The organism is Peribacillus simplex (assembly GCF_001578185.1).
Classification (GTDB): domain Bacteria; phylum Bacillota; class Bacilli; order Bacillales; family DSM-1321; genus Peribacillus; species Peribacillus simplex_A.
On sequence record NZ_CP011008.1, the window covers coordinates 895,444 to 917,799 of the forward strand.

At 40.1% G+C, this 22,356-nt stretch carries 22 protein-coding genes; 19 read left to right on the forward strand and 3 right to left on the reverse strand.

The features are described from left to right. Positions 1 to 223 precede the first annotated feature (223 nt). From UP17_RS04215 to UP17_RS04255, 9 genes are all read left to right on the forward strand, one after another. Positions 224 to 1,801, forward strand: a complete 1,578-nt coding sequence (locus tag UP17_RS04215) for a spore germination protein (protein WP_289320969.1) — start codon at positions 224 to 226, stop codon at positions 1,799 to 1,801. Beyond that, positions 1,798 to 3,042: a Ger(x)C family spore germination protein gene (locus tag UP17_RS04220; RefSeq protein WP_061461794.1), complete on the forward strand. Its 1,245-nt coding sequence runs from the start codon at positions 1,798 to 1,800 to the stop codon at positions 3,040 to 3,042. The genes UP17_RS04215 and UP17_RS04220 overlap by 4 nt, the downstream gene beginning before the upstream one ends. A 14-nt stretch (positions 3,043 to 3,056) precedes the next feature. Continuing rightward, complete coding sequence (locus UP17_RS04225) at positions 3,057 to 3,260, forward strand: hypothetical protein (RefSeq protein WP_250211754.1); 204 nt, start codon at positions 3,057 to 3,059, stop codon at positions 3,258 to 3,260. A 56-nt stretch (positions 3,261 to 3,316) separates the two neighbouring features. Continuing rightward, entirely contained in the window at positions 3,317 to 4,417 is a 1,101-nt protein-coding gene (locus UP17_RS04230; RefSeq protein ID WP_061461796.1) for a GerAB/ArcD/ProY family transporter, read from the forward strand. Positions 4,418 to 4,606: 189 nt separating this feature from the next. Continuing rightward, positions 4,607 to 5,713: a GerAB/ArcD/ProY family transporter gene (locus UP17_RS04235; RefSeq protein WP_061461797.1), complete on the forward strand. Its 1,107-nt coding sequence runs from the start codon at positions 4,607 to 4,609 to the stop codon at positions 5,711 to 5,713. Between the two features lie 502 nt (positions 5,714 to 6,215). Continuing rightward, positions 6,216 to 6,923 (forward strand): extracellular solute-binding protein, encoded by a 708-nt coding sequence (locus tag UP17_RS04240; protein WP_434218693.1) that lies wholly within the window; start codon positions 6,216 to 6,218, stop codon positions 6,921 to 6,923. Positions 6,924 to 6,945: 22 nt separating this feature from the next. Continuing rightward, positions 6,946 to 7,416, forward strand: a complete 471-nt coding sequence (locus tag UP17_RS04245; protein ID WP_061461798.1) for a COG4315 family predicted lipoprotein — start codon at positions 6,946 to 6,948, stop codon at positions 7,414 to 7,416. A 78-nt stretch (positions 7,417 to 7,494) separates the two neighbouring features. Continuing rightward, positions 7,495 to 8,049, forward strand: a complete 555-nt coding sequence (locus UP17_RS04250; protein ID WP_061465967.1) for an RNA polymerase sigma factor — start codon at positions 7,495 to 7,497, stop codon at positions 8,047 to 8,049. Next, positions 8,050 to 8,772 (forward strand): anti-sigma factor, encoded by a 723-nt coding sequence (locus UP17_RS04255; protein ID WP_061461799.1) that lies wholly within the window; start codon positions 8,050 to 8,052, stop codon positions 8,770 to 8,772. 195 nt (positions 8,773 to 8,967) lie between these two features. Here UP17_RS04255 and UP17_RS27310 read toward each other — a convergent pair whose 3' ends face one another. Beyond that, positions 8,968 to 9,198: a hypothetical protein gene (locus UP17_RS27310; protein WP_349817600.1), complete on the reverse strand. Its 231-nt coding sequence runs from the start codon at positions 9,196 to 9,198 to the stop codon at positions 8,968 to 8,970. A 98-nt stretch (positions 9,199 to 9,296) separates the two neighbouring features. Between UP17_RS27310 and UP17_RS04260 the strand changes: the two genes are divergently transcribed. After that, positions 9,297 to 9,992 (forward strand): YjjG family noncanonical pyrimidine nucleotidase, encoded by a 696-nt coding sequence (locus UP17_RS04260; protein ID WP_061461800.1) that lies wholly within the window; start codon positions 9,297 to 9,299, stop codon positions 9,990 to 9,992. Positions 9,993 to 10,082: 90 nt separating this feature from the next. Here UP17_RS04260 and UP17_RS04265 read toward each other — a convergent pair whose 3' ends face one another. Then, the gene (locus UP17_RS04265) at positions 10,083 to 11,381 is read right to left on the reverse strand and encodes an MFS transporter (RefSeq protein ID WP_061461801.1); all 1,299 of its coding nucleotides are present in this window, start codon (positions 11,379 to 11,381) and stop codon (positions 10,083 to 10,085) included. Positions 11,382 to 11,858: 477 nt separating this feature from the next. Here UP17_RS04265 and UP17_RS04270 point away from each other — a divergent pair, with 477 nt between their 5' ends. Further along, positions 11,859 to 12,038, forward strand: coding sequence for an IDEAL domain-containing protein (locus tag UP17_RS04270; RefSeq protein ID WP_034315231.1), 180 nt, complete (start codon positions 11,859 to 11,861; stop codon positions 12,036 to 12,038). Positions 12,039 to 12,342: 304 nt separating this feature from the next. Next, on the forward strand, positions 12,343 to 12,471 hold the full coding sequence (locus UP17_RS29160; protein WP_260398923.1) for a hypothetical protein: 129 nt from the start codon (positions 12,343 to 12,345) through the stop codon (positions 12,469 to 12,471). Between the two features lie 951 nt (positions 12,472 to 13,422). On the opposite strand, the gene UP17_RS04275 is transcribed toward UP17_RS29160, so the two are convergent. Beyond that, positions 13,423 to 14,826, reverse strand: coding sequence for a sigma-54 interaction domain-containing protein (locus UP17_RS04275; protein ID WP_061461802.1), 1,404 nt, complete (start codon positions 14,824 to 14,826; stop codon positions 13,423 to 13,425). Between the two features lie 310 nt (positions 14,827 to 15,136). Here UP17_RS04275 and speB point away from each other — a divergent pair, with 310 nt between their 5' ends. The 7 genes from speB to UP17_RS04305 all read left to right on the forward strand — a co-directional run bounded on the left by speB (position 15,137) and on the right by UP17_RS04305 (position 22,172). Beyond that, entirely contained in the window at positions 15,137 to 16,135 is a 999-nt protein-coding gene (speB, locus tag UP17_RS04280) for an agmatinase (protein WP_061461803.1), read from the forward strand. A 101-nt stretch (positions 16,136 to 16,236) separates the two neighbouring features. Continuing rightward, positions 16,237 to 17,676 (forward strand): sodium:solute symporter family protein, encoded by a 1,440-nt coding sequence (locus tag UP17_RS04285; RefSeq protein WP_061461804.1) that lies wholly within the window; start codon positions 16,237 to 16,239, stop codon positions 17,674 to 17,676. Continuing rightward, positions 17,676 to 18,482 carry a class II aldolase/adducin family protein gene (locus UP17_RS04290; protein ID WP_081108695.1) on the forward strand — a complete coding sequence of 269 codons (807 nt, stop codon included), beginning with the start codon at positions 17,676 to 17,678 and terminating at the stop codon, positions 18,480 to 18,482. The genes UP17_RS04285 and UP17_RS04290 overlap by 1 nt, the downstream gene beginning before the upstream one ends. A gap of 92 nt (positions 18,483 to 18,574) precedes the next feature. Then, a complete protein-coding gene (locus tag UP17_RS04295; RefSeq protein WP_061461806.1) occupies positions 18,575 to 19,564 on the forward strand; it encodes a D-2-hydroxyacid dehydrogenase in 990 nt (329 codons plus the stop codon). 189 nt (positions 19,565 to 19,753) lie between these two features. After that, a complete protein-coding gene (locus UP17_RS29450) occupies positions 19,754 to 19,846 on the forward strand; it encodes a putative holin-like toxin (protein WP_289320953.1) in 93 nt (30 codons plus the stop codon). Positions 19,847 to 20,110: 264 nt separating this feature from the next. Continuing rightward, complete coding sequence (locus tag UP17_RS04300; protein ID WP_061461807.1) at positions 20,111 to 20,683, forward strand: TetR/AcrR family transcriptional regulator; 573 nt, start codon at positions 20,111 to 20,113, stop codon at positions 20,681 to 20,683. A 61-nt stretch (positions 20,684 to 20,744) separates the two neighbouring features. Next, positions 20,745 to 22,172, forward strand: coding sequence for an MDR family MFS transporter (locus UP17_RS04305; RefSeq protein ID WP_061461808.1), 1,428 nt, complete (start codon positions 20,745 to 20,747; stop codon positions 22,170 to 22,172). Positions 22,173 to 22,356 lie beyond the last annotated feature (184 nt).

Consider the following 22,356-nt stretch of genomic DNA (forward strand, 5'->3'; position numbering starts at 1 on the left):
GTTTTTGATATACCCCTTTGTCATTAATTACAAACAGGATATCACAAATGATTATGGTTTATTCAATATCAATCTCTAACGTAGCCTTTATTTACCCTTAAAAACTGCTTAAATGAAAATTAAGTTCATGTTAGTCTCAGGATCTTCTGTATAAAATACCCTTAATGAAGAAACATAGAAAAATGGAGTTAGAGCGACCTGCAAAAAAATGGGGGTAACCAGCTTGATTCGTAATGTTGGCAAATTGTTAAGAAAAAAGAAAGAAAAAAAATCCCTGGTGCAAAATGATTACCTAGATTCCAAGCCTGCAGATTCACTTGATGCGAATTTCAGTCAAAATGTAGAAACACTTCGTTCTGTTTATGATAATTGTTCGGATGTCATGTTTCGCTCGTTCTTACTTTTCGGAAAAACGCGGGCGATGCTCATTTACATTGCGGGACTCTCAGACATCGAGGCGATAGAGCAATATGTGCTATCTCCACTCATGCAGGAGTCATCAAAAGAACCACAACCATTAAATGATTTTATTGAACATAAATTGCCCGTTCCTAAAGTGGTAAAAGTGAGTATGCTGGCAAATTGCATTGAATCGATTTCCTCTGGAAACCCGATCCTTCTATATGAAGGGGGAAGCGATGGATTTTCTTTAGGATTGTCCAAATGGGAAAAGCGAGCGATTGAAGAACCTGTGGCAGAGAGTGGAGTTAGGGGGTCACGAGAGGGATTTATTGAATCGCTAGAGGTAAATACGTCCCAATTGCGACGCATTATTAAAAGTCCTGCCCTTAAAATACAATCGATGAAGATCGGAACTCTTACCAGGACGAATGTTTCAATTGCTTATATTGATGGACTTGCGGATAAAACACTGATTGAAGAGATTACAACTCGGTTGGAACGAATTAAAATAGACGGTATTTTAGAAAGCGAGTACATCGAGGAAATGATTGAGGACAATCCGTTTTCACCTTTCCCTCAGATCATGTCGACAGAACGGCCGGATGTAGCCTGTTCTAGTTTGCTGGAGGGACGAGCTGTCATTCTTGTAGAAGGAACCCCTTTTACTTTAATTGCACCAATATCCTTCTTTTCTTTGATTCAATCACAAGAGGATTATGCTCAACGTTTTATGGCAGGCACTTTTATCCGTTGGTTGCGTTATTTTTTCATGTTTTTATCCCTTTTGCTCCCGTCCCTATATGTTGCCATTTTGACGTTCCATCATGAGGCGGTCCCAACCGCCCTCCTGCTAAGCGTAGCAGCATCACGGGAATCGGTCCCTTTTCCTGCAATAGTAGAGGCATTGGCTATGGAAATTACGTTTGAAGCACTAAGAGAGGCAGGGGTTCGATTGCCGAAGCAGGTAGGTTCTGCCGTCAGCATTGTTGGAGCGCTAGTGATTGGTCAAGCTTCCGTACAAGCGGGCTTGGTTTCAGCGCCAATGGTCATTGTGGTTGCAATTACGGGAATCGCTTCTTTTATGATGCCTCGTTATATTGCCGGAATTGCTTTCCGGATGCTGCGTTTTCCAATGATGCTACTTGCCGGTACCTTAGGACTGCTTGGCATCATGATGGGGATCATCGCCATAGTCATTCACTTATGCAGCTTACGTTCCTTTGGCGTTCCATACTTAGCGCCACTGGCACCGTTAAAAGGTAAAGAGCTGAAAGATGTGCTGTGGAGAGCCCCTTGGTGGATGATGGATTCACGCCCGCGTCTCACAGGGGATTCTAATGTATACCGTCAAGCCCCGGAACAGAAACCAAATCCAAAAAGGGGGAGTGAAACGGAGTGAATAATAGCTGGAGGCGAAAAAGGATATTGGAGAAAGGAAAAAGGCGTCATTTCATGAAAAGCGTCCTTCTTTTGCTCGGTATTTGTGGAACGACCCCTTTTCTAAGCGGTTGTTGGGATCGAGTGGAAATCACTGATTTGGCGGTTGTCACAGCAGCCGCCATCGATAAGAAGGATGATAATCAAATCGAACTATCCGTCCAAGTCTTTATTCCAAGTTCAATAAGTAGCGGAGGAGGTCAAGGAGGGTCCAGTCAAGGAGGGGGTGGGGTTACGACATTGGTGAGATCTGAAAAAGGCTCCAATATTTCAGATGCATTGTCTAGGCTTCAAAGCAAGCTTCCGCGAAAAGTATTTTGGGGACATTGTAAAGTATTTGTATTCGGTGAAAAGTTAGCGAAGGAAGGAGTTCAAGAGCAGCTGGATTTTTTGCTGCGCCATCCGCAGCCAAGAGAGAAAGCAAATGTGTATGTAAGCAAAGGGAAAGCAAAGCCTATCCTTGAATCTTTGCCGCCCCTGGAAAACTATTCAGGGGAAGTGCTTAGAGAACTATCTGATTTACATATCGGGATGCTGGTCACACTACAGGATTTAGATGAAATGTTAACGGGTAAGCCTCAAGCGGCCGTAATTCCATTCATTAAAATATTACCTCCAGGGAAAGGGCAAACGAAATTACAGGGGATTCCTTACATTGTCGGATCAGCCGTGTTCAAAAAAGATAAAATGACTGGAACGATAACTGAAAAGGAAACTAGAGGGCTATTGTGGTTAAGGGATGAAATAGAATCATATACCGTGACCTTACAACCAAAAGGTGTGAAAGGGGAGATTTCTTTAAATCCAGTGACAGCCAAAGTCAAGATCATTCCGCAAATTATCAATGACAAATGGAAATTGTTGGTGAAGGTAAATACAGAAGGAGCTGTTATACAAAATGGAACGAATTTAGACCTTTCAAGTCCAAAATCTTTAAAAATGGCAGAACGAGCCTATCAAAAAGATATAGAAAAACGCATCGAGCTGGCTTTTCTGAATACACAGCATAAGAAATCGGACATTTTAGGGTTAGGTAAAGATTTCTATAGGAAATATCCTAAACAGTTTAATAAGGTCGAAAACCACTGGGATGAGATATTCGCGGAAATGGAAGTGGAAATCGATGTTATGGCCTATATTCGAAGACAGGGCTATATTAACAAACCTGCAGGTTTATCTGAAAATGAGGTGAAGGACAAGTGAGATGGGGGACTTTTTTGTGTACAACCGTGATTGTAATTCTAATCATTTTGTATGAATGGCCGAAAATGAAAAAAAATCCTAAAAAAGATAAAGTGGCATTTGTTACACTGCTCCTCACTGGCTTGGTTTTGTCCATGTTCAATCTCCCACAGATGTCAGGGCCCACTCAATGGGTGGAGACTCTTTTCAGGCCATTTGCAGAGTTTATGGAAAAGTGAGTCTATTAGTGGGTGTTGCGGGATTAATTTCATTCTATTAAGAAAGGAGGAAGCAGATGGAGAAAGGGAAAATTTCATCTCTGCAGATGGCATTCATGTTGTATCCGGCGATTGTGGCAACGGCTATTCTCGGTGTTCCCAGCATCACAGCCAAATATGCCAAAACTGATTTATGGCTCTCCCCCATTTTTGCTGCGCTCATAGGGTATTTGACGGTGTATATCGCTTATAAACTGCACCAACTTTATCCAAAACAAACGGTGATCCAATTCACTGAAAAGATCATTGGTCGGATTCTGGGGAAAATTTTCGGTTTTTTACTCTTACTTTTTTATATCCAGAACACGGGGCTAATCCTTAGATCCTACGCAGAATTTGTTGTCGGCTCTTTTCTGGTACGTACCCCGATTAGTGTGATCATGATATCGATGGTGATTCTGTGTGCGTTCATCGTACGCGGGGGAATAGAAGTGTTGGGGCGAGCTGCTGAATTGTTTGTACCTGTTTTCATTTTTCCAATCTTTATCTTAATCCTCTTGCTGATTCCTGATCTCGAATTTAAGAATATATTCCCGGTATTGGGGGATGGTATAATGCCCCCAATCAAGGGTGCGATTGTACCGGGTGGATGGTTCAGCGAGTTTTTCCTGATCATTTTTCTTCTCCCTTTCTTGGCAGATATGAAAAAAGGGATGAAATCAGGGATGATGACTGTGTTTACCGTGATGATGACGTTAATTGTGGTGAATCTTATGGTTCTATTTGTACTTGGGTCAACCACATCCACAAAACTTTACCCCCTGATGAATGTATCTCGATACATCAGTTTGGCCGACTTTTTTGAACATGTAGAGTCCGCCGTCATGGCGGTATGGATAGTGGGGGCGTTTGTGAAAATTTCCGTTTTTTATTATGTATCTGCTTTAGGTACAGCGCAGTGGCTGAATCTCTCCGACTATCGGCCTGTTGTATGGCCGATAGGGATCTTGATTGTCATATTCAGTTTGTGGTCGTTGCCTAGCTCTATGGATGTCAGTCGTAATGATATTAACGTCTTCCCTTTACAAGGAATTTTGATGCAAACGATTATTCCTCTGTTATTGTTGGTGATTGCTGTTGTAAGGAAAAGAAATCGTAAAGGAACCGAAACCAGCTGACTGGGCATTTTTTATGCTAAATATCCTATCAAAAAGGTGCTATCTATGTTCGTACTCGCGCAGAGGGCAGGACTAACTGAATGGATTGCATCTCTTTTTTTAGCCGTTTGAAGAGTTTATGAAAAAGTAAATCTATCAGTGGGCTACGTGATTCCAAATTTACATACCATCACAGAAAGGAGGAAGATGATGGAGAAAGGTAAAATTTCATCTCTACAGATGGCATTCTTGATGTATCCAACGATTGTGGCAACGGCTGTTCTCGGTGTTCCAAGCATCACAGCGAAATATGCCAAAACTGATTTATGGCTTTCCCCCATTTTGGCGTCTCTCATCGGGTATGCGACGGTGTATATCACTTATAAACTGCACAAACTTTATCCGAAACAAACGGTTATCCAATTCAGTGAACATATCATAGGTCGGATTCCGGGGAAAATTCTCGGTTTTTTATTCTTGTTTTTTTATATCCCGATAACAGGGCAAATCCTAAGAAGTTACGGAGAATTTATTGTCGACTCTTTTCTGGTCAAAACCCCGATTAGCGTGATCATGGCATCGATGGTACTCCTCTGTGCCTTTATGGTACGCGGAGGGATAGAGGTGATGGGGAGAGCTGCCCAATTGTTGGTTCCTGTTTTTATCTTTCCAATCCTCATTTTAATCGTCCTACTGGGCCCTGATCTTGAATTTAAGAATATATTCCCGATATTGGGGAATGGAATTATGCCTCCAATCAAGGGTTCGATTGTACCGGGTGGATGGTTCAGCGAGTTTTTTTTGATGATTTTTCTCCTCCCTTTTTTAACCGATATGAAAAAAGGGATGAAATCCGGGATGCTGTCTGTTTTTGCCGTGATGATGACGTTGATTGTGGTGAATCTTCTGGTTCTTTTTATACTCGGGTCAACAACAGCCACAAAGAATTATCCCGTGATGAATGTATCTCGGTACATCAGTTTGGCCGACTTTTTTGAACATTTGGAGTCCGCCATCATGGCCGTATGGATAGTAGGGGCGTTTGTCAAAATTTCTGTGTTTTATTATGCGGCTGCTTTAGGTACCGCGCAGTGGCTGAATCTCTCCGACTATCGTCCTGTTGTATGGCCGATAGGGATATTGATTGTAGAATTCAGCTATTGGTCGTATCCTAGCTCTATGGATGTCAGTCGATATGATATCATCGCCTTCCCTTTTCAAGGAATTTTGATGCAAACGATTATACCTCTGTTATTGTTGGTGATTGCTGTGATTGGGAAAAGAAAAATACAGAAAAGGGGAAGCAATTCAAGCTAACCTTTTCTTTCAATTCTTTGGTTTAAGATGCTTGAAAAAAGTATGGGCAAGAAAATAGACAAAAGGAGCTCTATCTTAATGTTAAAACAAAGTTGATTGGAACGAAAGGTTCGAGACTCCTGCTTAGAAAAGCGCTTCCATGGGAGAACCCGCAGGCGGATGGTGCAGAGGGCTCTATGTTCCAATCAACGGCAAAATTTTAAAAATCTTATAAAAATTATAGAAAGACTCAATCCTTATGGAGTTTGTCTACAGTCTGCAACCATTCCGTTTTCGAATGGTTTTTTTGTTGAGTGAAAAACTTAAAAACTGGAGATCATCAGATGTACTTTGCAGCAAGTTAAAAATAATTAACAATCTTTTTCAAACCGTTTTGAGGTTTGTCCCGTTATCTATAGTACAAAGTTTTTTTTAGAAAGGAGAGAAGAAAGACGTGAAGAAAAAGGTCATTTTTGTTGGGTGGATATCATTGATGTTAGTCCTGGTAGGATTTTCACCGGAAATGAATTCGAAACCGGGGCAAGCAGTCAACGATGTCGTAAAAGTATACGGTCCAGGTGGCCCTCTTGGACCAATCAAGGAAGTAGCGGAGCAATTCACCAAAGAAACGGGAATAAAAGTTGAGGTAACAGCGGGACCCGAAGAAAAATGGATTGATCAAGCCAAGCAGGATGCCGATATCATTTACGGAGGTTCCGAGTATATGCTAACTGATTTCATGCTTAACCATCCAGGTATCATTAATGAAAAAAGCCGTACTGAATTGTACTCGAGGGCAGCTGGAATTCTGGTTAGAAAAGGAAACCCAAAGAATATACAGTCATTGGAGGATTTAACGAAGAAGGGCGTAAAGATTGTGGATGTTAATGGAGCCGGGCAACTGGGGCTATGGGAAGATTTGGCGGGAAGAAAAGGACTTATTCCTGGAATTAGCAGGAATATTGCCATTTCAGTGAAGTCCAGTGCAGAAGCTATCGAGCTATGGAAGGCAAATTCTAAATTCGACGCTTGGATAACCTATGAATCCTGGCATTACCGTCTATCGGATGTGACAGACCTGGTTCAACTCCCTGAGGAAGACAAGCTATATAGGGGAACTCCGGTAAGCATAACAAGTAAGAGCGAAAACAAGAAAAAAGCAAAACAATTCATTGACTATCTTAAAACGGAAGAATCCCATCAAGTATTTCAAAAATGGGGATGGAAATAAAATTTATGAGGAGTGAAAGTATATGAAAAAGTGGTTGGTATTTTCAGTTTTTATGATGGTCCTAGTTTTGACGGCGTGTGGAAATGAAGCTGATGATTCACCCAAAAAGGATCAAGTTGTTAGTGGTACTGCCGATGAAAAAGCAGTAACCCTAAAATTATTGGAAAGTGAAACAACAGGCGAATACTTGGCTGATTCCAAGGGAATGACACTTTATTTTTTCAAGAATGATAAATCCGGTAAAAGCAATTGCGCGGATGAATGTCTGGAGAAATGGCCGCCGTTCATGGAAAGGGATTTTGCTGTTCCAAAAGGATTTGAGGAAAAAGACTTTGGAACCATTAAAAGGGAAGATACAGGAGAAGAACAAGTAACGTACAAAGGATTTCCACTCTACTATTTTGTGAATGATAAGGCAGCGGGAGATGTCAATGGTGAAGGAGTGAAAAATGTTTGGTATATTGTAAATAATGAGACGGTTTTTCCAAAATAAGAAAAAAAGGGACGATCACTGGTGGTCGTTCCTGTTGTTCGTTTTCCAAATTTACTTGGTGAGGAGTTGCAGGTGCGATTGAAAGAAAAACTTGATAAGGAATTGATGGCATTAGTAATGAAAAAGCATCGTCCTGCCCTGGAAGAACTTTATGACCGGCATATTAAATTAATCTATGGTTTTATTTTTAAATTCACAAATGGAAATGCTGAAAAAACTAAGGAGATTGTGCAGTTGGTCTTTTTAAAGCTCTGGACCACAAAAAGCAGTTACAATTCTGAAAAGGGGCACTTTTTAAGCTGGCTTTTGACGGTTACACGAAATGTGTGTGTCGATTATGTGCGTAAAGACAGTGTTCATATCCGGAATAACAAACACATGGACATGAGTCATCCAATTGACATAGAAGATCCGAATAATGATATAGAAAATGGGCTATTACACAGTGAAATTGCCAATGCAAAAAGTAAGTTAAGCAAGCCGCAAAAAAGGCTGATTGATTTACTGTATTGGAAAGGGTACTCGTTAACGGAAATTGCCAAAATTGAAAATGAACCGGTTGGTACCATCAAGAGCAGACTTCATCAGTCGCTTAAATTGTTGAAAAAGCATTTGGAAGTAGGTGGTTTGTAAATGAATACAAAATGCGCTAACCTGCTTTCATTTTTATCGGGTGAACTGGAGGAAAAAGAAAAAAAGGCATTCACGGAACACTTAATTCACTGCTCTGAATGCACTAGGGAGTATGAACAAATGACGGAAGCCTGGAATTCGTTGAAATGGGATTTCGAGGAAATCGAACCTTCTTCCTCCATGAAATCGGAGGTTATGAATTTTGTCTTTGAGACTGATGATGAAGTTCCAGTGATAAAGGAAAAGAAATGGAGTGGTATTTTCCTTAAGCAGTTTACACCTGTAACTTCAGGTATCTTGCTGGCCACTCTAGTTTTGTCATTTGTGCTGTTGTATTCCAATATTCAACTAAAAAAAGAACTTACAGCCATCAATCTGCCAATGGAGGTTAAAACGTCACTATCTTTGCAGCCTGCTGATAAGACAGCTATAAAGATGAATACGGACGGTGCTGCATACATTTTGCAGCAAGGTGAAGAAAGAAGGTTAATCGTTCAGATTCAGAATTTGCCTAGCCTTCAAGAGTCCGAGGTGTATCAGGTATGGTTGCTGAAAGATGGAAAACGGACAAATGCAGGAACCTTCAAGCCTGATGAAGCAGGCACAGGATCGTTGACATACAAACTGTCCATTAATGATCAATTCAATCAAATTGGCATCACAAAAGAACCAGATTCAAATAGTACAAAGCCTAGAGGTGATAAAATAGTTGGATCTTCATAAAAAATAAGAGACTTGCCCGCAAAGGGGAAGTCTCTTATTTTCTGTTCGTACCTGAATTTAATAGCTAAGTGAAATATGAATTCGAATATAAGTGTTTACCATTCACTATCGATCACTAGCAACGAATAACCAGCATGTTTGTTGGGGGCAAATGGACTTGTTTAAGGTAAGATAAATATTGTCCTTTCATGATATCTATTTATTCATTAAATCCCAACAGTACTCCCGGATCAATGCCGAAGCTTTCGTTTGACTGATAGAGAGGTCCTTCGCGACTTTCCTTGATGATTTGTATGTTTGGTAAGATTTCCTGATCAATATCCGTTTCGTTTCATCAAGTGCTTTATCGAGAGAAGTGGGGAGATCAATCTGTGTGACCTGTTCAACGTTCTCGGTAAAACAGTGTTCATTATTCGGCTTTTCTATGTTTGGAAGAAGTTATTCTTTTTGTTAGGCTTCTAATCATAGGAATAGTAATACAGATGATGATTTTAAACAGTTCAGTATGAATACAGGAGGCAGCGATGAAATACGAGATTATCTTATTTGATGTTGATGATACATTGCTAGACTTTAGAATATCGGAAAAAAAGGCACTGCATGAAGCCTTTTTGGAGTACGGTTTGCCCACCGGGGCAAAGGATTATGTGGTAGGCTATCAAGAAATCAGTAGAGGATTATGGAGAGATCTGGAACAGGGACTTATTGATTTAACTGAACTGGGAGTGGAAAGGTTTAAGCGGTTATTCCTTAAGCATGGTCTTGATATCCATGCGGATTCATTCAGCCGTGCGTATCTGGGATATTTGGGAAAGGAAATACATCTAATGCCAGGGGCTGTAGAGGTTTGCGAGAAGCTTAAAGGATGCCGGCTGGCTATTATAACAAATGGCTTTACGTCAGTGCAGACTGCAAGAATCGGGGGTTCTCCTCTTAGACATACTTTTGAGCATTTGATAGCTTCCCAAGAGGCTGGGTTTCAGAAGCCTGATAAAGGGATTTTTGATTATGCATTTTCCAAGTTAAAGATCACAGATAAATCGAAAGCATTGATAGTGGGTGACTCATTGACATCAGATATACAGGGTGGATTGAATTATGGAATGGACACCTGCTGGTACAATCCCCATCAAAAGGATAATAATCTAGGAATCAAGCCAACCTATGAAATCCGGAAGCTGACTGATCTCTTAGGGATTATAGGAAGTAAGCAAGTTTAGAGAGTTATCTGCGTTCTAAAAAACAGAGGCCGCTTGTCCAAGTGATAGGACATGCAGCCTTTGTTTTTATTTATGCCAGGGATTTTAGAATCAGTTCAAATCCAGCTCATCGGGTTTAAGAGTTTGATCCGTTTCGATGATTCTACTGGAATGCGGTAATAGCAGACAGAGTGCTAGGGAGATTACGAGGCCTGTCATCATGAATCCGCCAAATACCAAAGGGGATGGGCCATATGATTCCGCCATGGTGGTCCAGATGAGGGGACCGAAACCTGCAATGGCTGCCGCGACCTGATATCCGAGGGATAATCCAGTATAACGGACCTTTGCTGGAAAGAGCTCTGAGAATAATGTTCCTTGTGTAGAAAAAATGGCTCCCCAGACGACTCCGAGCACAATTGCCTGCATAAAATAGAACCAGCCGACCCCTTGCCCAATCATTGTGAAATATGGGATAGCCAAGATGAAAAGGAGAATCAGGCCCCCAAAATAAATAATTTTTCGACCGATAAAATCAGAAATGTAACCAATGAATGGAATGGTAACTAGCATTGTAGCACAGCCAATCGTTAAAGCGGTCAAGGCTGAATCTCGTGAATAACCGAAATACATTGTAGTAAAGACGAGAACATAGGACATGATGAATACATTGAAGAACCCGTCCCCGATTTTTAGTCCGATTACTTGCAGCACACTTCTCCAATCGTGTTTCAACGTTTCAATAATGGGAACTTTCGCAAGATCACCGCTATCTTTCTGTTGCTGGAACTCCGTCGTTTCCTCAATTCCACTCCTTACCCAGATTGCCAATGCAATCAGTACACCGCTTAAAAGGAAAGGAATTCGCCAACCCCAAGCTAAAAATTGGGCATCGGTTGTCAAGGAACTTATAAGGGTTAGGCTGAACGAACCGGCAACTAAACCGATGGGTACCCCTAGTTGGGGAATGGATCCATATAACCCACGGACACCCTTTGGAGCAGATTCCGTTGCCAATAGGATGGCTCCGCCCCATTCACCTCCCAGGGAAATTCCTTGAATCAACCTCAGCACCACCAAGATAGCGGGTGCCGCCAAACCAACCTGGGCATAAGTGGGCAGAACACCGATAAGCATTGAACTCCCGCCCATGCCAATTAGTGTAAACATGAGTGCTGCCTTCCGCCCGATGCGATCACCCATATGACCGAAGAGGATGCTCCCGATTGGACGGGCTGCGTAACCTGCCCCGAAAGTGACAAAGGCGAGAAGAAGTGAAATGGCAGGATCATGATTGGGGAAGAATAGAGTTGTAAAAACTAAGCCCGTTGCTGTCCCGTATAAATAAAAATCATACCACTCGATAACGGAACCGGCTAAACTAGCGAAAAGAACTCGACTTTTTTTCATGGATAATGCTCCTTTAATGCATAGTTTTACTCAAAAATGGTTTCATAAATAAAGCACTTACATTGAATGAACAAAATCGCTGGCTAGGAATATAAGTAAAAAACTGGATTATTTAGATTATTTTAGAGGGGTTATCCATCACAGTCAATATATTTCTGATTTTTCAGAAAAAATGAAGCGATTAACTTAGCTCTTATCAGCTGTATTCGAATATAATTAATTCTAAAGTAATGGAAATAAACAAATTCAGACCTTAACGGATAAAATGGTGAAGCCAAAGCAAGGGGAAATTTTTAACTAAAGATGAGAACAACATTCACTTAAAATCATTTAGTATTTTTTATGTATAGAAGAGTGGCGATGTGGAAATCATGTGGATAAGGAAATAAAAAAGCGGAAAGGATAAGATTTTAATAAATAATAATAATCTCCAAGTTACTTAGTATAATAGAAAAAAGGTTAAGGAGTTGGTTTCGTATGGAGAAGCAATTGCCAGGAACATCGCTTGAACCTGAAGAGATGGCTGAAATGGTTTTAAAAAAGGCACTTAGTGATTATCGGAAAGCACAAATTGAAAAAGAAATCGATGACTCATTAAGAAATCGTGATAAGGAAGAGTTCCTTCGTTTAACTGAAATATTGAAGGGCATTTCATGAAATTTTGAACATTGTAAAAAAGACAAGTAGTTATAAATAAGCTCATACGCACATAGAAGCCAGTGCAGCTTGATAATATAAATATGATGAAGATGAAATTTTATTTAATCTGAAACATAAGAATAGGAATCTATAGTATTATAATATTTTACATTGTAAGCGCTTTCTTGTATAATCATGATAATCAAATAAAGAAAACGATGGAGAGATATTGTAAGTGCGCCTATGACTGGATTCAAAGGTAGTGGAGGCTGAGGCTGGGAGGTATATGCATCAGGATAGAATGCTAAAAGGGGGAGAAGATATGAAAAAGAATGGAGTGTCGTTAGCTGAATTTATTCAGGAGGATCGATTCGAGCTCAACTCCTACATTACTTCTTTATTTAACAAACTGAATGACTATGTTCCCAAAAGCATTAAAGATAAAAAGTAAATGAATGTCAAAAATGAATCGGGAAATTATGTATGATTTCCTGATTCATTTTTATTTTTTTCATTTCCAGTTTTAAGTCCGTGTCCGTAGGTCAAAGCCTCATTAAACCATTAAAAGGCTTAAAGGTATCTCTAAGTGACTGGGTGGAATATCTTATTTCTCAACTATCGCATCGGATAGGGATGCGGAAAGGTTTCAGTTTACATACAATAGCTTTACCTTCACTAAAAATTCAGGCTCCCATTATGGGTGCCTCTTTTTTTGATGTATTCAGCTTCGATTAGGTTATGTAATTCTTATTCTGTTGATATAGTAAAATATCTTTTGTTTTTTAGGCGGAACCGTTGAAATGAAAAAATTCGGTCTGATATATGTATTCAAGATTATTCCATTCTAAAAACCTGATATTCAGCAATCATGTCCTGATATCTAAAAAAAGAAAAAGGAAAAATACAGGAACAACCGGAGCCACGGGATTAACTTGGCGACAGGATCAACAACAGTTAACGTAACAATTATTGTTGGTTCGAGGTTGATTTTAAAGGGTGCTTTGCCTATTGGCAACTCCATATTATCAACAGCAGTCTCAATTTCTAATTATAATAATGCTGTGGGTGTTAATTTATCAGCAGAGGATACAATCTCCTTCATGTATTTGATTTAGCGGCCACAGTTGTCTTTACAGGAGGAGCAGCAGGAGCCTCACTGACGATTATTCGTTGAATTAATTTAAGCCTGCAAATCTTACTTAAAAAAGATATTTGTGAATCCCATTCATCTTGAATGTGGATTTTTTTATTGATTGTTTGTATTATAGCTTTTTTATTGTTATTGGGTTTATGGCAACTGGCATATAAGGTTTCAAAAGCGCACTTAGCTTGAATGGCATTTCATTACTAAAGGCTAAGGACCACCATCTATCGTGTCTAGGGGATTTTAATCCAGATGAATTTAAAAATACTTTTTGTATTTCTTTAATTTATAGATGACCGTTGGCTGACTGATGCCCAAATGGTATGCCATTTCGTAGGTGGTTTTACATTGTTTCCATGCTTTAGCAATCAGTTGCATTTCAACCTTTTCCAGTGTCTTCTTTAAATCGAAATTCTCTTCACATTCTTTTTCGATTGCCAAGAAAGTGGAATCTTCGGGCTGCTCTATTTGCCCTGTGATGGATTGTGGAAGGTGTTCGGGAAATATATTTGGCACTTCAATGGTCAGGATTAACCGTTCAATTAGGTTTTCTAATTCTCGTATATTCCCGGGCCAATTATAATGGGTCAAAACTTCATAAGTCGATGGATGGATTTTTTTGAATTTCTGGTATTTATCATTCGTTTTCTTTAAATAATGTTGTATTAAGAGTGGTATATCTTCTTTACGTTCATGCAAAGCCGGAATTTGGATGGGAATCACATTCAAACGATAAAATAAGTCTAATCTAAATTTACCTTGACTAACCATCCCCTTCAGATCTTGATTAGTTGCTGCAACAAGGCGGAAGTTAATATAGTTTTCTTTTTTTCCGCCGATACGCTTTATCTTTTTTTCCTGTAATACTTTCAGTAATTTAGCTTGCATGGCAAGTGGGAGTTCCCCGATTTCATCTAAGAAAAGAGTTCCGCTGTCAGCCTGCTCAACCAGGCCTTGCCTTCCTTGTTTATCTGCCCCTGTAAATGATCCCGGCTCATAGCCGAATATTTCGGATTCAAACAAACTATCAGGTATCGTGCTGCAATTCACTTCGATAAAAGGTTCTTTCTTTCGGTTGCTTTGGTCATGAACAGCACGGGCAAAAGTGCTTTTCCCTACCCCGGATGGTCCTAATAAGAGAATCGTGGCATCGGTTTTTGCAACATTATGGATCGTTTTTAAAATCTGCTTCGTTTCATTACTTCTAGCGATCATATCATGGTAATCCAGTTCCTTTTCTCTTAAATCCTCGACTTCGGTTTGATAGCCTTTTACTTTTCGTTGTAATTGCTCAAATTGATCTTGCAATTGCAGAATCTCGGTTTGATCCTGGCCATAGCTGATTACCCTAACGAGAAGTCCGTCCTTATTAAAAATGGGATAGCCAGTTGACATGACAACATGACCTGTTTTTGTATGTTGCATTATACGCTTCGCTTTTTTTTCTTTTAAAACAATCGCGTTGATGGATGGTGTGAGAAGGCCCTCACTTTCTAATTGATAGACAGAGGTACCGATATAAGAATCACTTTCCATACCATAAATCTCCCAAAGCTTTGGATTGGAATATAAAATGATTCCATCTTGATCGGTAATGAGGATGTTATTATTCGATGTTTCAATGATCTTATTAAGTTCTTCCTCCAGCATATCGTCATACATGAGTTCCGCTCCTTTGGGATGTTGATTAATTAAAATATAAATCAAAAAGTCAGAATAATCAAAAATTAAATTAAAAAATAAGAAAATGATTAAGTCTTTGATCATTTGATGAAACAGAATATCGAAAAGCCTTATAAACCGCAGCGAAATAGTTGGCGTGAATCTTGCTTATGTAAAAGGTAAGAAGAGAACTTCCAAACAAGGGTGTTATATATTTCCATTCTATTAGTGTAAAAAAGATGGAAGTTCATTTAACATCATGAAATTGCAATGTAGTGAAAATAATAGTTGAAATTTAGGAGGATGTTACATGATGAAGTATCAACCGAAAGACTCATTCAAATCACCCCGTTTTTGCGGAGTACGTACGTTTATGCGGCTTCCATTTGTTGAACAGGTAGATGAACATATGGATTTTGTCATTACGGGAATTCCTTTTGATTCCGGGCAATCATTCAGAACGGGTGCGAGATTCGGACCAGAAGCCATTCGCGATTTTTCAATCCTTTTACGCCCTTATAATCCAGAACAAGATATAAATATTTTTGATTATATATCAGGAATTGATTATGGGGATATTCCGATCATTCCCGGTTATATCTCTGAAACATATAAAAAGATCGAAGAAGAGCTTACCCCCGTCATTGAAAAAGGGATCATCCCCATTTCATTAGGAGGCGATCATTCTATTACTCTAGGGGAGTTACGTGCAATCGTAAAAAAGCATGGACCAGTGGCCTTGCTTCAATTCGATGCTCACTCCGATACTTGGGATAGTTATTTTGATCAAAAGTATAATCACGGAACGGTTTTTCGCCGGGCAATAGAAGAGGGTCTCATCGATGTATCGCGATCTCTTCAAATTGGAATGAGGGGTGGTCTTTACGGACCGGAAGATCTTCAGGATGCCCAGGATTTAGGTTTGGGGGTTTATACGACGAACGATTATAAACGCATCGGGGTCCAAAAGATGCTAGAGGTCATTCATGAACGTGTCGCGAAGGGCCCGGTGTTTTTATCTTTTGACATTGATTTTTTAGATCCCGTCTATGCCCCTGGAACGGGGACCCCGGAGGTTTCAGGGGCCAGCATTGATGATGCTTTAGCCTTTGTAAGAGGATTGACGAATATAGATTTTGTAGGATTCGATCTTGTTGAGGTTTTACCATCATATGATCACGGACAAATCACGGCAGCCGCCGCAGCTAATATTGTCTATGAATTCATCACACTCATCGCTCTCGCAAAAAAAGGTAAACTGGAGAAAAAAGAGAGAACGGGAGATCTGGAAACGCAGCTTAACAACTAGTTCTCTCATATAAATTGAAGGGAGGAACGGTGAAATCCAATCCTTCCCTCTTTAAACACAAAGCGATATAAAACAAAACAACCCCAAAAGGAGATGTGTACATGCATATTTTGGATATATCGATCATGATTCTATATTTTTCTGTTTTAATCATTGTGGGAGTAATCGGATCCAAACGGGCAAAAACGGCAGATGATTTCATTGTAGCAGGGCGTAATCTAGGGCATTTTATGTATTTATCCTGTTTAGCTGCTGTGATATTAGGGGGGGCTTCCACTCTAGGTACAGCAAAGTTAGGTTATCAGTTTGGGATATCCGGTATTTGGCTAGTGGTGATGATTGGACTCGGCATTATCGCTATCGGGTTGTTTTTAACAAATAAGATATTTGATTTAAAAGTACTGACGATCAGTGAAATGCTTGAGAAGCGTTACAATTCTCAAACAAGATTGATTAGTGCCCTTGTCTCTGTTATCTATACTTTCATGCTGACTGTAACGCAAGTGATTGGGATGGGGACGATATTACATGTTTTGGCTGGCTGGAATTTAACGGTTTCCATGATAGTCGGGGGTGGGATCGTTTTATTTTATACAATATTAGGAGGTATGTGGTCAGTCACCATGACTGATGTCGTGCAATTCGTCATCATGACGATCGGTATTTTCTTTATCATGCTTCCATTGAGCATCTCTAAGGCAGGAGGGTGGGAATCGCTTAAAGAAAATCTCCCTGCATCCCATTTCGAGTTAGGCAACATTGGCGGAGAGACAATTTTTCAATACTTCTTACTATTTACTTTAGGGGTTGTTGTTGGCCAAGATATCTGGCAGCGTCTTTTTACTGCACGAACCAAAGCGATATCTCGTGGCGGTACGGTTGGAGCGGGAATATATAGTGTTTTTTATGCGATAGCAATCAGTATCATTGGAATGTGCGCTTTTATTATCCTTCCTAATTTAGGAGATCCACAAAACGCTTTTACTAGTATAGCGATGGAAACTTTGCCTCCTGGTCTATTGGGGGTCGTCATTGCGAGTGTGGTATCTGCCCTTATGTCCACAGCTTCAGGGACATTGCTTGCTTCTTCCACTTTAGTTGTTAATGACATCATTAAAAAATATATCGGTCCAGGAATGAGTGAACGTCAATTTTTAAAAACATCCCGGATTACGACTTTAACGATTGGTGTATTGACCATTATCGTTTCGATATGGGTTCAGGATATTTTAGTTGCATTGGATGTAGCTTATGCAATTTTATCTGGTGCTGTGTTCTTTCCAATCATCCTTGGATTCTTTTGGAAGAGGGTAACGGCTACAGCCGCATTTTACTCCATCCTGGCCAGCATGGTCGTTATTATTGTTGGGTTGGTGATAAATGGACCATCCTCCACTCAACCAATTCTGTACGGGCTCGCTACTAGTTTTGTCGTCATTACTACATTTACTTTCCTAAGTTCGAAAAATCATCTCGAGAACAAAAGCGAGGAAATGCAAGATGTTAAGGGTAAAGCTGACATGGACACCATGGCTAATTGATGGTTCACCAAAAAAACAGAAAAAGAATCAAGGAGGAAAGAAAAATGACAAAGACAATTTCCCTTCAACCCGCAACATTCAATACAATGGAAGAAGAGCGCAATCACCGGAAAGAACGGTTGGCAGCTTCATTCCGGCTTTTTTCAAAGTTTGGTTTCGATGAAGGGATAGCTGGCCATATTACGGTCCGTGATCCAAAATATACAGACCATTTCTGGGTCAATCCGTTTGGGATGCATTTTAGTCAAATTTCCGTTTCAGATCTTATATTGGTTAATCATAAAGGTGATATTGTGGAGGGTGAACATTCAGTGAATGGTGCTGCCTTTGCCATCCATTCGGAAATTCATAAAGCACGACCGGATGCAGTTGCAGCGGCACATGCTCATTCGGTCTATGGAAAGACATGGTCTTCTTTAGGGAGACTGTTAGATCCGATTACGCAAGATGCCTGCCAATTTTACAATGACCATGCATTATTTGATGATTTTACTGGTGTGGTTTATGCATCTGAAGAAGGGAAACGCATTGCCAGGGCTCTAGGTCAATACAAAGCTGTCATCCTCCGCAACCATGGATTGTTAACGGTGGGCCAATCTGTAGATTCAGCTGCTTGGTGGTTCATAACGATGGAACGTTCATGTCAAGCACAGATAATGGCTGAATCTGTAGGCAAGCCCATTTTTATAGAACAGGAGTATGCAAAGTTAACTGCAGAACAAACGGGAACTGAATATGAGGGATGGCTGAGTTTTCAGCCTCTTTGGGATAGAATTAGAGAAGAGCAACCGGATTGCTTGAAGTGATCATAAAGCACGGGGATAGACACGAAACATGAAACGGATTGCTTTCATCAAAGAGGGAAAAAGGGATTGCAGGTTGTTGAGGAGGTTTAATAATGTCCGATTCTAAAAAAACAGCACCTTCACTTTATATCAGGGTCGATATACCGGAGAAATACATCAATGAGTTTAAGGAGATTTGTTCTGAAGTTGTTATCGAACCATGGGAATTCGGCGAAACTGAACCGCAGCCAACAGTAGATCTATCAAAGTTTGATATCCTTTATACGCTGGGACTTCATGATAATCTTAGCATTTTAAAAAAAGCTCCAAAAATTAAATGGGTACATTCAGACAGTGCGGGAGTGGAGGCCATGCTGAATGAAGACATCAAAAAAAGCGATGTCATCATCACTAATGTCAAAGGCTGCTCATCTGTCCCGATAGCCGAGCATACAATTGCGATGCTATCTTCGTTAGCAAGGGGTGTGCCGACAATGATCAGAAATCAAATAAAAAAAAATTGGGTTGAAATCCCTGTGAAAGACCTTGAGAATTCAACAGTCGGGATAATTGGGTATGGTGATATTGGCTTTGAGATAGCAAAGAGATGTAAAGGACTAGGAATGACCGTTATTGGCTGCCGCAGAAATCCCGCCCAGAGGAAGGAAGAATATGAACCTGCTGATTTGATAATGGGGATGGATCAAGTGGATGAGGTCCTTTCTAGGTCCGATTTTGTAGTCTTGGCACTCCCGTTTACGAAAGATACTTCTTATTTTTTAAATGAAGAACGCATAAATAAAATGAAAAAAGGCAGCCATTTAATTAATGTCGGCCGTGGTAATACGATTGTGGATGAAGATTTAATTGAATCATTGAAAAATGGGCACATAGCAGGAGCGGCGCTCGATGTGTTTGAAGTAGAACCTTTACCTGAGGATCACCCTTTCTGGCAGCTGGAAAATGTCATGGTATCCCCACATAATGCTTACAACTCTGCCAAACATCTAGATCGTGTAATGGAGTTATTCCTGAAAAATTTAAAGCTGTTTTCTGACGGTAAGCCGCTCAAGAACGTTGTGGAAAAAGGAATGGGCTATTAACAGGACTGGGTTATGAAAAAGAAGCTCTCAACGAATGGGAACTTTCAAACTTTCAATGATATGAATGGAGTGGGAGGGCAGACCTTGATTGGGGTTTGCTTTTTTTTGAATAAAAGGTGCTGCCTTCATGTTTTTCTTGTATAGGACAATCTCTGATCAGGAAAAGCTGGATGTAAGGAGGCGGTGTGAATGGGTACTTTCGAAGTTATTTCCCTAATGCTAAGCTTTGGCATGTTTGTAATTGCTATTCTTGGTTTCAAAAATCATGACAGGAATCCTTGAAGGTAACGATATGTTTATGATAAGCCAGGCCGCTGTGTTTGATAATGGAAGCGTTTTAAAAATACCGGGATTTAATAGAAGGTAAGATTTCCTCGAACTTGCAGAGAACACCGAGTATTAGGTGTTCTTTTTGTTGTATAAGTATTTCACATGAGTTCATAAGCAAATCCCATCCATTCATTGGCAGTCATCTTTGACAAAACAATAATATACAAGTATAGTCCTAATGGACCGGTTGATATAATTCGAAGGAGTGATCCAGCTATGGCAGACAAACGAAACTCAAAAGACATTCTTATTGAAGCTGCTTCCCGACTTTTTCGCATACGTGGATATTATGGTGTAGGACTTAAGGATATTATTGAGGAAAGTGGTATCCCAAAAGGTTCGCTGTATCATTATTTTCCGAAAGGCAAAGAAGAATTGGCGATAGAGGCGATTATTCATACAAAAGAATTCGTGATAGATGAAATTCAACGGGGATTTGATGAAATCGAAGACCCTATTAAAGCGATTCAGGCTCATATTTTTCAATTATCCGAGGTTTTTGGTGAAAGTGAAAATCTATTAGGACTGCCAATCGGGACGATAGCGGCGGAAACATATACGACGAGTGAGCCGATAAGAACGGCCTGCCAACAAGCGATAGAAGATTGGCAATCCATATATGTGAAGAAATTACTCGAGGCGAAATTCAGTGAGAAACGGGCAAAGGAATTGAGTATCGTAATTAATGCTTTAATTGAGGGCGGTATCCTTTTATCCTTAACGGCGAAAAACGGGAAACCTCTCCAAGCCATTGCGGAACAGATACCATTATTGTTGATAAATAAATAAGTCATAAGGAAAAATTATTTTATGCTTACATCGAACAATCAGTAATTGGAGGAATCATTTTATGTCTATAGATGCAACACAGCAACAAAACCAAGTCATTAGAACTACCCCCATTTTAATTGCATTTTTAATTGCAGGGTTCATTGGGTTATTCAGTGAGACGGCTTTAAACATGGCGCTGGGGGATTTAATCCAGGAATTCAATGTCAGTCCTTCCACCGTGCAATGGCTGACAACGGGCTATTTATTAACATTGGGGATATTGGTCCCCGTTTCGGGACTCCTGATTCAGTGGTTCAATACCCGTCAATTATTCATTGCATCAATGGTGTTCTCCATCATTGGGACGCTCATTGCAGCAATTGCACCTGGGTTCGGCATCTTGATGCTAGCTCGAGTCATCCAGGCAATCGGAACAGGTCTTTTATTGCCTCTTATGTTCAATACCATCTTATTGATTTTCCCGATCCATAAAAGGGGAGCGACGATGGGATTGATGGGGCTGGTGATCATGTTTGCCCCAGCCATCGGACCGACAGTTTCAGGTTTGATTATTGAAAATTTGAAGTGGAATTACATTTTTTGGGTGTCTTTGCCATTCTTTGTGATTGCTTTACTATTCGGTCTCAAGTATATGCAAAACGTTTCAACAATCACCAAACCTAAAATCGATGTACCATCCATTATTTTATCGACCATTGGTTTTGGAGGAATTGTTTATGGCTTTAGTATTGTTGGGGAACATGGATGGAGTAATGCGATAGTTCTATCCTCGCTCATTGTCGGCCTTATAGCGCTATTCCTGTTTGCTGTAAGGCAATTCAATATGGATAAACCGATGATTGACTTGCGCGTTTTTAAATATCCCATGTTCACTTTAGGGTTAATAACCGTCTTCATCACCTTCATGATCATCATGTCATCCATGATCCTCTTACCGCTATACCTGCAAACCGGGCTGGCATTAGCTGCGTTTTCAGCTGGTCTGGTACTTTTACCGGGTGGAGTGCTTAATGGTATCATGTCTCCGGTTACTGGACGCATATTTGATAAGTTCGGACCAAGAGGACTAGTGATTCCAGGCTTTATTATCATGATTGTCATGTTATGGACTTTGACGAACGTAACGACTGAAACATCTATCATTATGGTAATCATCATGCATACTCTCCTTATGATTGGTGTTTCGATGGTCATGATGCCTGCCCAGACAAATGGGCTGAATCAACTGCCGAAAAATCTTTATCCGGATGGAACGGCTCTTATGAATACATTGCAACAAGTATCGGGAGCCATAGGGACAACCGTTGCCATTACCATCATGTCAGCATCCCAAAAAAATTATATGGCAAATGCAAAAGATCCGTTCGATCCATCAGCCATTAGCGGTTCATTGACTGCAGGCGTTCAAGATGCCTTCATTTTCGGTCTAGTCCTTGCAATCATTGGTTTGATCGTATCGTTTTTTATCAGAACAGCACGTGACTAAAAAGGTATGAAAAAAGATCCATCAGCCAGCAGGGAAAAGGTTTTCTCTGACTGGCTTTTTTGTTTGGAAAAAAGTAATTTAGAACCATCCACTTATTGGTAATGAATAAGTGCTTTTTTATTGGTCTATAATACCATTTTTATCAAATGGTTTTAAATTTAGAGTGAATTATTTGAAAATTAAC